The following is an 11535-nucleotide window of genomic DNA, read 5'->3' as shown; positions in this document are numbered from 1 at the left end:
GAGCTCTGAACCATGCGAGGACGCCTGCGCCTAGTTACCCGACCTGACCGGGGCCACGCTCGCTGGGCGATCGCCAGACCCTGGCGCGTGTGGCTGGCCGACAACCTCCTTCGCGGCGTTGCGCGGGAATCGCTGCACGCCGTCCTGGTCAGCAACGGCGTCCCGCCAAAGCTCGCAGCCCGGGGCCTCGCAGCGGCCGCTCGCAGCCCCGAACTCGAGGCCGCCCGCAGGCGCCTGTCACTCACGGACCATGAGAGTCTAGGTGCCCGTCTGCGACGCTCGCTGCAGGCCCTCCGCGGCGCCGAGATCGAGCGCCGCAGGGCTCCCGGCCCGGACGAATTCCTGCGCCACTACTACAGCACCGGCACGCCCGTCGTCTTCACCGACATCATCCCGCGCTGGCCCGCCTTTCACCGCTGGAGCCCGGAGCATCTACGCCAGCACTACGGTAATGTCGAGCTGGAGATCGAGGCCGGGCGCGCCGACGACGAGACACCCGACCTCAACTTCGAACGCCACCGCAGCACCGCCACGATGGCCGACTTCGTCGCCCGGGTGCTCGCGGCCGGCGATACCAACGATCTCTATTTGATAGCGAACAACCGTAACCTCGCCCGCCCGGGCCTGAAGCCGTTGCTCGAAGACATCGAACTACCGGCCGGCTACTTCGATCCCAAGCCTGACCGCGCGGCACGGTGCGGCGCCTTCTGGTTCGGCCCCGCCGGCACTGTCACGGCCCTCCACCACGACACCTCCAACATCCTATTTTTTCAGATCGTCGGCCGAAAGCGCTTTCGCCTGTATGCACCCGACGAGCCGGCGCTACTGGCCCGCGCACGTGGCGTCTACAACAACCTCGACCCGGAGCGTGATGCCGCGGCGCTGGCCGCGGTCCCTGGCTTCGACATCGTGCTCGCTCCGGGCGAGGCTCTCTTCCTCCCGGTGGGCTGGTGGCACCACGTCCGCGCCCTCGACCTCAGCATCAGCATCGCCTTCAATCATTTCACCTGGCCCAACGACTTCGACTGGTACCGGCCCGGCACACCGGGCCGGTGATGCGGCACCTCATCACCTGTGACTCCGGCGGCCTGTGCCAGACCTCGACCCGCTCGCTAGCGACGGATCGAGGGTCCGCCGTCGGTACTGAGTCAGCCCGCGGTCGACGCATGGTTGTCCGGGTCGCGCGAGTTCCCGCCGGCGATCAGCGTCGCCTCCAACCACTTCCGCTGGAAGACCGACTTCGAGTGGTACAAGCCCGGCGCGATCCGCTGACCTTCACGGCGCCCGGGCCCGCGCGCACGCGACGACCGGATCGATCGAGAACCCGCACGCGCGCCCCGGCGCCGCCGATTCGTCGCGGTCCACCGCCGGCGTGCACGCGCTGTCCTCGAGCAGCGCCCGCGCGCCGTCCTCGCTGCAAAGCAGCACCACCACGTGCCCCCCGCGGGCCAGCAGCTTCACCTGATATCTCCCGAGCTCGCGCACCAGCGGGCCCAGGTCCGGATCGGCCTGCATCGCCACGAGCAGCTGCGCCCCGCTCAGCGCCGGCCGCTCCTGCGCGTAGGACTCCGCCCCCGCGCTGATGTCCGTCACCTGCCGCGCGAGCTCGGCCCGGGCCTCGTCACCGCGGCCGCAGCGCTCGCGCCCGCCGCTCAACGCCGCGACCAGCAGCAGCGTCGTCAGCCTCACGCCCGCGGCCCCCACAGCGCAAACCCGGCCGGGATCACCTTGCCAGTATTGAGATTGAGGTCCGGACGGGCCACCAGCGCCGCCTCGTCGCCCGCGACCGCGTCCGCGACGTCGACCCACATACGCCCGGTCTCCTCGACCACCCGGGCGAAGATAGCATCATAGTCCTGACGCCCCGCCGGCGTCCACAGCCCGCGAACAAAGGTCGGATCGACCTCCGAGAGCCGCGGAAATACGACCCCGCGCGCGTCGAGCAGCCCGCGCAGGAAGGTGAAGTGATGCGATTCGTCGGCCAGGTCGATCATACCGTGAAACGCCGCGAACCACCGCTCGGGGCTCGGCCCGTGGCCGGCCGGCCGCTCGCTGTACGCGCCCTCCAGGCAGCGGGTCCACAGCGCCGCCACTCCGCGGTCCAGCACCTCGCCCCCGGCACCGCGGCACTGCCCCGCGATCGCCCGCATGTGCGCCGCCTTGCCGACCTCGTCGAGCCCGAGCTGGCGGTAGATGAACACGTCCTGGTGCAGCTCGGCCTGCCGGTGATGATCGTAGGTCTCCCGGCTCGCCGTGTAGTCCCCGACCAGATGCTCGATGACCGGGTGAACAATCGCGTCCGCCACCACGTGCGAGGCGTAGCCCAGCAGCCACGCCAGCCGCCGCCGCCGCTCGTCCGGCGCGACCGGCCGCAGCGCCCTCGCCCCCAGCAACAACACCCGCATCGCCCCACCCTTGTGCTGCAGGTCGCCCCAGCGGGCGCTGCCCGGCTGCGCCATCGCAAAATACGAGGTATCCGGACCGAACGCGCCGAGCTCACAAAACGCCGTCGAGCGGGCCACCGCCGCCCGCGCCTCGGCGCCGAGCTCCGGAAACTCGCCCGCGGCCAGCCTGCTGCGCAACAGCTGCACCAGCGTGAGATGTGCGTAGGGACCGGGCATGCGCGGCGCCCATCCTATCATCGCTGGCCTCCCGCATATTAACGGGGATTCTCCCCGTATCTCCGCCTGACCAGGCCGCCATTCCTCAGCGATAATCTCCCCCGCGTCGCGGGCCGGCGCGCCGCGGTCACAGCTGACCGTGCGGCGCCTCTCGGCCGAGCGCCAGGCCGTCCACCACAAACGGCGAAGGCCCGTGCGATAATGCGCGCATGACCTGCGCTCATACAACACTTCCTCGACGGTGGCTGCGCGCGTGGGTCCTGGTCGGCCTCCACGGCTGTGCAGAGGCCGGCCGCCCAGGCGCCGACGCCGAGGGCACCTCGGTGAGCACCGCGATCGCTGACGCCACGACCGGGACGCCGACGCCGACGTCCACGAGCCTCACAACCACCGACGCGAGCACCAGCACAGCCACGACGACGACGACGACGACGACCTCAGCGGACACCACCGGCGCTGCCGGGACGGCGACCGACACGACCGGCCCCGGCGCGTCGAGCACGACCACCGACACGCCCGGCGAGCTCTGCGAGGCGCTGAGCTTCGGCGGTCCGTTCACGGTCACGGCCGACACCCCGAGCTTCGCGTTCGAGCTGCCGATGACGCCGGGCGTCGAGTATGCTCGCCTCGAAGTCCGCTTCAACTTCGACCCGGCCGACTGGGGCGGCGAATGTTACAACCCGTACTATCAGCCGCCCAAGCTGGTCCCGGTCTTCCACCAATTCCTGACGATCCGTCGCGGAGCACATTGGTGCAAGGGCGGCAACATCGGGGAATACGCGCTCACGGGCCCCGGCAAGCAGAAGCTGATCGCCGAGGTGTACTGGAAGGACCCGCCGTGGCAAGGCCCGGGCTGCGGCCCGGAGACAGCGCCGTTCAAGATCTTCGGCGGCGAGCCCATGGTCGTGCCGACTCCCGGCCAGATGAACCCCGTCGAGCTGATCTACGACGCGGCGGGCGCGGCGATCCAGCTGTCGATCGCCGACAAGCTGCTAGTCGGCGAGCCGCACCCCGACGCGCGGCTCCAGGCCGACGATGGATATCCCCTGATCCTCCACTTCAGCAACTCCGAGACCCTCGAATGCTACGACGTCGAGGGCAAGCAGTCCGACACGGCGACCTGCTGCCACGCGCCGTCGCTCGGATGGACCTTCGACGCCATCGAGGTCAAGCTCTGCCGCGCCGCCTGAGCCCGTCAGCGCCCCGCGTCTCGCCGCAGCACATAGATCTCCTGCTCCCATTGCTCCACCAGCACATAACCCCGACGCGTGAATCGCCCCACGTCCACCGCCCCGCCCTTCGGCTGCAGGTCCTTGCTGTGCAGCACCAGCCAGTCCGCGTCCTTCACCTGCGGATACATGGCGATCCCGTCGCGCGTCGAGAAATGCGCCCCGACCTGATTGCTCGCCGCCACGCTCGCCGTCGCCGGGATCCCGCGGGCCACCTCGCGTAACCACGCGATCCGCCCGCGCTGCGCCTCGCTCAGCCCATAGCTCAGCCCGTGCGGCCAGCCGCGGAAGCTGCCGTTGTCCACCAGCGCCCCCAGCCGCAGCGTCGCCAGCAGCGAGGCCACCAGCACCGCCACCCCGAGCCCCCGCAGCGCCCGCTCCCGGTCCCCGCCGAGCCGCCCGACCCAGCCCGCCGCCCGATCGATCGCCGCCGGCGTCGCCGCGAACAGCACCGGGAATATCATCACGGTATAATGCGACAACGCATAATAGTTCATCGTGTTGCTCGCCAGCAGCGTGAACGCCAGCCCGAAGCCGTAGGTCCACCAGCGCCGCCCCGCCAGCAGCGGCAGCAGCAGCAGCGGCGCCAGCAGCACCGCCAGGAACACCAGCTTCGGCCCCGACAGCACCTCGTAGACCGCGTGCGCCGGGTTGCTCAGCAGCGACGCCAGCACCTCCGAGAACCCGCCCTCGCCGTCCGGCAGGAACCCCGCATACCTGCGCGCATACCTCTCGGGCTCCGGCTGCACCAGCCCCTTGAGCAGCACGAAGTAGCTGAGCGCCACCGCGATCGTCGCCGCCCCGACCCGCCGCGCCCCGCGTCCCAGCGCCGCGTACAGCCCGAGCCCACAGCACCACAGCGCCAGATCCTCGCGCGTCGCCAGCAGCAGCGCCACCATCCCCGCATAACCCCACCATCGCTCCCGCTCGAGCAAATACAGCGCCCACAGGCACGGCGCCGCCGCGAAGGCCAGCGAGTGCGCGTCGAACAAGATCGTCCCGTGCACCGACGGGTACAGCAAATATGCGCACCCCAGCGTCAGCGCCAGCCACGGCCGCCCCAGCCGCCGCTGCGCGATCAGAAACACCGGCACCGCCCCCGACAGCACCGCCACCGCCTGCATCGCCAGCAAGATCTCCGGCCCCGGCGCCAGCCCGTAGATCGGCGTCAGCAGCAGCAGCACCGGGTCGACGTGCGCCGTCAGGTGATTCCCCCCGGGCACGAAGACGCTGACCAGCGGCCGCCCGTGGAGCGTGTTCCATAACAAGTTATCGTAGATCCCCAGGTCGTACACCCGCGACGACAGCGCCTCGTGCCGCAGCAGCGCCAGGTCGTACACCCGCGCCAGCACACCCGCACCCGCGACCGCCAGCAAACCACCACACGCCCGCGCCGACCCGAACACCGCCTGTACCTTCGACCATGCCCTCCCGGACATGTCCGAACAGGCATACGCCGACCACCCCGCCAGCCCGCCGCCCAGCACCACCAGAAACGGCGCCAGCAGCCCCGTCGCCCCGGAAGGCTCGTACCTCAGCAGCGGCAGCAAGGGCAGCCCCGCCAGCCAGCGCCAGCGCCCGACCACCAGCGACAGCCCCGCCCGCCAGCCGACCCGCCGCGCGAGCAGCCACCAAAGCCCCAGCACCAGCGCCGCGCTCCCCGCGAGGAACCACGCCACGCCGCCACGCGCCCCCTGCAGCTCGTCGCGCAGCACAAACCCCGCCGGCTCCGCCTGCACCACGGCCCACAGCGCCAGCCCCGGCCCCACGGCCATCGCCAGCAGCCACAACCAGGGGCCCGCACGCGGCGGTGTCTCGCGGGGCGACACCTCCGCGATATACCCTGTTCTCCACCGCCGCCGCGAGCCCGAGCTTGGTCATGCGCCGCAATCTCCTCCTCGCGCTCACCCTCCTCGCCTGTCACCCCGGCGGCCTCGGCCCCGCGCTCCCCGACGCAGGCGAGGCCCTGGATCTCCTCGATATCGACCTCGCCGAGCTCTCGCGCCGCATGGCCGCCGGCAGCCTCGACGCCCGCACCCTCACGCACGCCCACCTCGCCCGCATCGCCGCCCTCGACGACGCCGGCCCGCACCTCAACGCGATCATCGAGCGAAACCCCCGCGCCCTCGCCGACGCCGACGCCCTGGACCGCGAGCGCGCCCGCGGCCACATCCGCGGCCCGCTCCACGGCGTCCCGATCGTGATCAAGGACAACATCGACGTCCGCGGCCTCGTCAACTCCGCCGGCTCGCTCGCCCTCGCGAATCACCGCCCGCGCGCCGACGCCGAGCTCGTCACCCAGCTGCGCGCCGCCGGCGTCGTCATCCTCGGCAAGGCCAACCTCAGCGAGTGGGCCAACCTCCGCTCGCCGCGATCGACCTCCGGCTGGAGCAGCCGCGGCGGCCTCACCCGCAACCCCCACGCCCTCGATCACAACCCCTGCGGCTCGAGCTCCGGCACCGCGGTCGCGGTCGCGGCCGGCCTCGCCGTCGTCGGCGTCGGCACCGAGACCGACGGCAGCATCCTCTGCCCCGCCGCCGTGCAGGGCCTGGTCGGCCTCAAGCCCACCGTCGGCCTCGTCAGCCAGCGCGGCATCATCCCGATCTCCGCCACCCAGGACAGCGCCGGGCCGATCGCCCGCAACGTCCGCGACGCCGCGCTGCTGCTCTCGGCCATGGTCGACGGCGACACCGACTACAGCGCCGGCCTGCGCCCGGACGCCCTGCGAGGCCGGCGGATCGGCGTGCTGCGCCAGGCCATGGGCCACGACCCCGCCGTCGACGCCGTCAGCGAGCGCGCCTACGCGGCCCTGCGCGCCGCCGGGGCCGAGCTCGTCGACCCGGTCCAGATCGCCACGTGGGGCCAGTGGGACGGCCCCGAGCTCGAGCTCCTCCTCCACGAATTCAAGGCCGGCCTCAACGCCTACCTCGCCGACCTCGATCCCAACACACCGATCCACAGCCTCGGCGAACTCATCGCCTGGAACCACGCCCACGCCCGCGTCGTCATGCCCTTCTTCGGCCAGGAGCTGCTCGAGCAGGCCCAGGTCCGCGGCGACCTCGCTAGCCCGATCTACCTGCGCGCCCGCGCCGACGCCCGCCGCCTCGCCTGGGACGAGGGCCTCCGCCCCGCCCTCGAGCTCCTTCACCTCGACGCCCTCGTCGCCCCCACCACCGGCACCGCCTGGCCCACCGACCTCATCCACGGCGACCACTTCGGCGGCTCCGGCTACAGCATCGCCGCCGTCGCCGGCACCCCCAGCCTCACCGTCCCCATGGGCCACCACCGCGGCCTCCCGCTCGGCCTCACCTTCCTCGGCCCAGCCAACCACGAGGCCGAGCTCCTCGCCCTCGGTTACGCCTTCGAACAGGCCACCCACGCCCGCACGCCCCCGAGCTTCCGCGCCACCGCCTCCCCCTGATCGCCCTTGCGGCACCACGCCGCACCTGCGACACCTCGAGCATGAGTTCATCACCGACCGCCCGGCGCGCCGTATTCCTCGGCGCCCTCGTCCTCGGCGCATCCCTCACCGCCCGCGCCACGCCCCCCTGCCCGACCAGCGAGGAGCTGCTCCTCACCGTCGACGTCGCCCGGATCGACGGCGCCGACCAGGACCTCCCGGAGCTCGCGCTCGGCGACTTCTATCTCTTCCCCCGCAACGACCAGGACAGCGGCGTCTTCATCGGCGCCGTCTACGACCCCGACACTGGCAAGCCCCACAACGTCGAGCTCACGAGGTCGCCATGAACACTGTCCGCACCGTCATCCACGCCGCGCTCGGCCTGCTCGTCGGCGGCCTCGGCTCGTCGTTCTTCACCAGCTGCGCCTGCCCCGACAGCGAGCTCGTGCCCGTCCCCGCCGGCATCTACCTCCCCACCGCCGACAGCGCGCTCCCGGCCGACTATCAGCTCGAGATCTCGGCCAACTTTCAGATCGCCGTCGAGACCTACACCCGCGACGGCAAAGCCCACGAGATCCGCTACAGCGTCACCCGCGACGATATCTGAGCCCGTGCGCCGCCCGTGTTGGCAGCCGCCCCGCGCCTTGTTACCGTGGCCGACGCTCCAACCCGGCACGCATGCAGCTCGAACTCATCAGCCACGCCTCCGTCATCGTCCGCACCGCGGACGCCGTGGTGTGGAGCGACCCCTGGCGCACCAGCAAAGTCTTCAACAACTCGTGGACCCTCCTGGTCCCGGCCGCCCCCGTCGACCTCGACGAGATCGACCACCTCTGGCTCTCCCACGAGCACCCCGACCACTTCAACATCCCCACCTTGCGCGCCCTCCCGGAGCCCTTCAAGCGCCGCGTCGTCGTCCTGTTCCAGGCCAACAACTCCGACAAGATGTTCGCCGCCCTGCACAAGCTCGGCTTCGCCAACACCCGCGCCCTCCCGCACCGCCAGCAGGTCCAGCTCCGCGGCGACACCCGCGTCTATTGCTATCAGGTCGGCCAGATGGACTCCTGCCTCGCCGTCCTCGACGGCCACGCCACCGTCCTCAACATCAACGACGCCGAGGCCGGCCCGCGCGACTGCGCGATCATCCGCGGCGACATCGGCCCCACCCAGGTCGTCCTCAACCAATTCTCGCTCGCCGGCCACGGCGGCGAGGGCGACCCCGCCGCCGTCCTGCCCCGCAAGGCCAGCCAGATCCTCGCCAACATGATCGCCAACCACCGCGACCTCGGCGCCGAGCTCACCGTCCCAATCGCCAGCTTCGTCTATTTCTCCAGTGTCGACAATGCATACATGAATGCATATGCCAACACCCCGCGCCACGTCGCCGACGCCTTCGCCAGCGCCGGCCTCGGCCTCGCCGTCCTCGCCCACGGCGAGCGATACACCGTCGGCGAGCCGCGCGACAGCGACGATAACACCCGCGCCCTCCGCCGCTACGACGAGATCTACGCCGAGCTCCCCGCCCTCCCCAAGGACCCCGTCCCACCCGCCACCCTCGCCGAGATCAGCGCCGCCCTCGACCTCACGGCCGCGCGCCTCCGCGATCTTTATCCACCCTGGTTCCTCCGCGCCTGGCTGCGCCCAATATCCATCCAGATCGTCGACCTCGGCGCCACCATCGAGCTCGACCTCCCCCGCGGCCGCCTCCGCCTCACCCCGGGCGCCGCCCCCGACGTCTCCCTCCACGCCCAGCCGCTGCTCTTCACCCTCCAGCACCCCTTCGGCCTCCAGACCCTCGGCGTCTCCGCCCGCCTCCGCGTCCACGCCAACCGCGCCAACTGGCACCGCCACCGAATCCTCCTCTCCATGTTCAACGCCGAGCTCTACCTCCGCCCCGACCTCCTGTTCACCCGCCGCAACCTCGAACTCCTGCGCGCCCGCCTCCACGGCGGCCTCGGCCAGCTCCGCGACCAGCTCGCGCGCATGCGCGGCTGATCGCCGCACCTCGCCCCCTCGCGTCGCAACACCCGCTGCGATATCGTGTCATCCTTGCGCGCCCACGCCCCACTCACCCTCGTGCTCGCCCTCGCGTGCACCCGCGAGGAACTCGCGGCCAGCTCGGCCTCCGCGACCACCAGCGCCAGCGAGCTCGGCACAGGCGGCACCACCACCCCGACCACCGGCAGCCCCACCGATTGCTCCGCCACCCCGAGCGAGCTCTTTACGCGTCGCATCGCCCCGCTCCTCGCCAGCGACCGCCCAAAGACCTGCAACACCTGCCACCTCTCCGGCGTCGACCTCCAGCTCTTCGTCCAGGAGACCCCGTGCCAGACCATGGCCTGCCTCGACGCCCGCGGCCTCGTCGACCTCGAGGACCCGAGGAGCAGCACCGTCCTGCAGTGGATCTCCCGCGCCGATCCTGCCAGCCCGCTCATCGACCAGGGCGTCATCGACGAGGAGTACGCCGCCTTCCTCGCCTGGATCGAGGCCAGCGCAGCCTGCGGCCTCTGCTACACCGGCGCCACCCCCTGCGGCGAACCCGTCGCCGCCACCTGCCCCGCCGACGACCCCAAGAATGAGCCCAAGGACGACCCCGGCGACTGCTCCCCCCTCACCCGCGAGACCCTGTTCCGCCACCGCGTCTACGCCTGGCGCGACCGCTGCTACCCCTGCCACTTCGATAACCAGGACTTCGTCGCCCCCAAGTGGATCGCCAGCGGCAGCTGCGAGCTCGGCTCGCTCACCACCATGCGCAACGTCCTCGATGGCGGCCTCGTCGACCTGAACGACCCCGCGAACAGCCTGCTCCTCCTCAAACCACTGGCCGAGAGCGCCGGCGGCGTGAAGCACGGCGGCGACGACAAATTCGCCGACGTGAACGACCCCGCCTATATCGACTTCCTCGCCTGGATCTCCCGCGAAGCGGCCTGCACACAATAGCGGCCCGCGCTGATCGGTCAATCGGCCATCAATCGGCCATCAATCGGCCATCAATCGGCCAACAGCGCCAGCACGGCCGGCACATCGCGCGCACACAGCCCGTGGAGCTTGCGCGTACGCACCAGCTTCTCCGGGAACCCCGGCATCTCGAAATCGTCGTCGATCACCACGAAGCGCGCCGGCGCCTCGGCCTGCGCCGCCAGCCAGGCCTCGACCTCCACGCCGCGCCGTGGTCCATCGATATTCGGCGTCACATCGACGATCTCCGCCACACACCCCGCCGCCGCGAAGGTCGCCCGCAGCTCCGCGAACGGCATCGTCAGCCGCCACGTCGAGGTCACCACCACCACCGCGCCGCTCACCGCGACCACCGCGTTGAGCACGGCAACATTCGCAGGATCGAGGAAGTCGACCAGCCCCCGCGGGTCCTGCGGCCGCGTGGAGAAGCTGTTCATCACACCGTCGATATCGAGAAAGATCACCTTGCGCGCCATGGTTACCCTCACTCCGACCGCCCAAGCCGCCCGAAGATCCGCGAAAGCAGCGCCCGCGGTACCACCCGCCGCGCCAGGTCGTGCGCCCGATTGCCGAGCCCGGGAACGATGCGTCGCTCGCCGCGATAGAGCCCCTCGACCGCCGCCGCCGCGACCTCCGAGGGATCCATCGCGACCCGATCCGCGATCCGCCCGATCCCCCGCGCATCGGCCGTCGCCGCGATCCCGGCCCCCGCGAGGAAGGCCGTCCGCGTGGTTCCCGGGTGCAACACGCTGACCTGCACCCCGTACGGCGCCAGCTCCTCCGCCAGCGCCTCGGACAATGCCGCCACGAAGTGCTTGCTCGCCGCGTAGGCTGCCAGCCGCGGCAACGGCTGGAACGACGCCGTCGACGCGACATTGAGGATCGCCCCGCGACCGCGCGCCCGCAGCTTTCCACCGACCACCGCGCACAGGTCGGACAGCGCCGTCGCGTTCAGCGTGATCATTCGCCGCAGCGCCGCGCGGTCGATCTCCACGTGCTCGCCGAACAGCCCCACCCCCGCGCAATTCACCAGCAGCTCGACCTCGATCCCCGCCGCCTCACAAGCCGCCAGCAACTCATCCACCGCCCCCTCGCGGGTCAGGTCCACCGCATACGTCGCCAGCCGCCCGCCACCCTCCGCCCGCAAGCTCACCAGCTCCGCATCATCCAGCGCCGCCGCCATCACCGGCACCCCGCGCGCCAGCAGCTCGCTCACCAGCGCCCGCCCGATGCCGCTCCCGCCCCCCGTCACGAGCGCCCCGGCATACCGCGGAGATTCCGTCGCCATCCCGCAAGACCCTACCACCTCGTGCCCCAAATACGCGAG

The 11535-nt window shown here is 71.2% G+C and carries 12 protein-coding genes; 7 read left to right on the top strand and 5 right to left on the bottom strand.

Annotated features, from left to right (window positions below; translation table 11 throughout):
* The first annotated feature begins 87 nt into the window (after positions 1–87).
* Positions 88–1056 carry a cupin-like domain-containing protein gene (locus IPJ59_RS10455; RefSeq protein WP_293258852.1) on the top strand — a complete coding sequence of 323 codons (969 nt, stop codon included), beginning with the start codon at positions 88–90 and terminating at the stop codon, positions 1054–1056.
* A 219-nt stretch (positions 1057–1275) separates the two neighbouring features.
* Here the strand turns inward: IPJ59_RS10455 and IPJ59_RS10450 are convergent, their stop codons facing one another.
* Positions 1276–1689 carry a hypothetical protein gene (locus IPJ59_RS10450; protein ID WP_293258854.1) on the bottom strand — a complete coding sequence of 138 codons (414 nt, stop codon included), beginning with the start codon at positions 1687–1689 and terminating at the stop codon, positions 1276–1278.
* The gene (locus tag IPJ59_RS10445; RefSeq protein ID WP_293258856.1) at positions 1686–2621 is read right to left on the bottom strand and encodes a zinc dependent phospholipase C family protein; all 936 of its coding nucleotides are present in this window, start codon (positions 2619–2621) and stop codon (positions 1686–1688) included. Before IPJ59_RS10445 ends, IPJ59_RS10450 begins: the two co-directional genes overlap by 4 nt.
* Positions 2622–2830: 209 nt before the next feature.
* On the opposite strand from IPJ59_RS10445, the gene IPJ59_RS10440 reads away from it, so the two are divergent.
* Entirely contained in the window at positions 2831–3811 is a 981-nt protein-coding gene (locus IPJ59_RS10440; RefSeq protein WP_293271196.1) for a hypothetical protein, read from the top strand.
* Between the two features lie 5 nt (positions 3812–3816).
* Here IPJ59_RS10440 and IPJ59_RS10435 read toward each other — a convergent pair whose 3' ends face one another.
* Positions 3817–5679 carry a DUF2079 domain-containing protein gene (locus IPJ59_RS10435; protein ID WP_293271194.1) on the bottom strand — a complete coding sequence of 621 codons (1863 nt, stop codon included), beginning with the start codon at positions 5677–5679 and terminating at the stop codon, positions 3817–3819.
* A 50-nt stretch (positions 5680–5729) separates the two neighbouring features.
* Between IPJ59_RS10435 and IPJ59_RS10430 the strand changes: the two genes are divergently transcribed.
* The 5 genes from IPJ59_RS10430 (at position 5730) to IPJ59_RS10410 (ending at position 10190) form a co-directional block, all read left to right on the top strand.
* Positions 5730–7271 carry an amidase gene (locus tag IPJ59_RS10430; protein WP_293271192.1) on the top strand — a complete coding sequence of 514 codons (1542 nt, stop codon included), beginning with the start codon at positions 5730–5732 and terminating at the stop codon, positions 7269–7271.
* Positions 7272–7312: 41 nt separating this feature from the next.
* Positions 7313–7597 carry a hypothetical protein gene (locus IPJ59_RS10425; protein WP_293258864.1) on the top strand — a complete coding sequence of 95 codons (285 nt, stop codon included), beginning with the start codon at positions 7313–7315 and terminating at the stop codon, positions 7595–7597.
* The gene (locus IPJ59_RS10420; protein ID WP_293258866.1) at positions 7594–7857 is read left to right on the top strand and encodes a hypothetical protein; all 264 of its coding nucleotides are present in this window, start codon (positions 7594–7596) and stop codon (positions 7855–7857) included. Before IPJ59_RS10425 ends, IPJ59_RS10420 begins: the two co-directional genes overlap by 4 nt.
* 71 nt (positions 7858–7928) lie before the next feature.
* Positions 7929–9245 carry an MBL fold metallo-hydrolase gene (locus IPJ59_RS10415; RefSeq protein WP_293271190.1) on the top strand — a complete coding sequence of 439 codons (1317 nt, stop codon included), beginning with the start codon at positions 7929–7931 and terminating at the stop codon, positions 9243–9245.
* A 54-nt stretch (positions 9246–9299) separates the two neighbouring features.
* Positions 9300–10190 carry a hypothetical protein gene (locus tag IPJ59_RS10410; RefSeq protein ID WP_293258870.1) on the top strand — a complete coding sequence of 297 codons (891 nt, stop codon included), beginning with the start codon at positions 9300–9302 and terminating at the stop codon, positions 10188–10190.
* Positions 10191–10240: 50 nt separating this feature from the next.
* Here the strand turns inward: IPJ59_RS10410 and IPJ59_RS10405 are convergent, their stop codons facing one another.
* Positions 10241–10684 carry an HAD domain-containing protein gene (locus IPJ59_RS10405; protein WP_293258872.1) on the bottom strand — a complete coding sequence of 148 codons (444 nt, stop codon included), beginning with the start codon at positions 10682–10684 and terminating at the stop codon, positions 10241–10243.
* 8 nt (positions 10685–10692) lie between these two features.
* A complete protein-coding gene (locus IPJ59_RS10400; protein WP_293258874.1) occupies positions 10693–11496 on the bottom strand; it encodes an SDR family NAD(P)-dependent oxidoreductase in 804 nt (267 codons plus the stop codon).
* Positions 11497–11535: the final 39 nt, after the last annotated feature.

Origin of the sequence: Nannocystis sp., assembly GCF_016714285.1 — a bacterium.
GTDB lineage: Bacteria > Myxococcota_A > Polyangia > Nannocystales > Nannocystaceae > Nannocystis.
The sequence above is the reverse complement of the archived record's forward strand: the minus strand, read 5'-3'. Positions and strand labels throughout refer to the sequence as shown.

Bases quoted from the DNA above. Each gene is read 5' to 3' on its own strand.
- IPJ59_RS10405 (WP_293258872.1), bottom strand. From the start codon at position 10,684: ATGGCGCGCAAGGTGATCTTTCTCGATATCGACGGTGTGATGAACAGC.
- IPJ59_RS10400 (WP_293258874.1), bottom strand. From the start codon at position 11,496: ATGGCGACGGAATCTCCGCGGTATGCCGGGGCGCTCGTGACGGGGGGC.
- IPJ59_RS10440 (WP_293271196.1), top strand. From the start codon at position 2,831: ATGACCTGCGCTCATACAACACTTCCTCGACGGTGGCTGCGCGCGTGG.
- IPJ59_RS10430 (WP_293271192.1), top strand. From the start codon at position 5,730: ATGCGCCGCAATCTCCTCCTCGCGCTCACCCTCCTCGCCTGTCACCCC.
- IPJ59_RS10420 (WP_293258866.1), top strand. From the start codon at position 7,594: ATGAACACTGTCCGCACCGTCATCCACGCCGCGCTCGGCCTGCTCGTC.
- IPJ59_RS10445 (WP_293258856.1), bottom strand. From the start codon at position 2,621: ATGCCCGGTCCCTACGCACATCTCACGCTGGTGCAGCTGTTGCGCAGC.
- IPJ59_RS10415 (WP_293271190.1), top strand. From the start codon at position 7,929: ATGCAGCTCGAACTCATCAGCCACGCCTCCGTCATCGTCCGCACCGCG.
- IPJ59_RS10425 (WP_293258864.1), top strand. From the start codon at position 7,313: ATGAGTTCATCACCGACCGCCCGGCGCGCCGTATTCCTCGGCGCCCTC.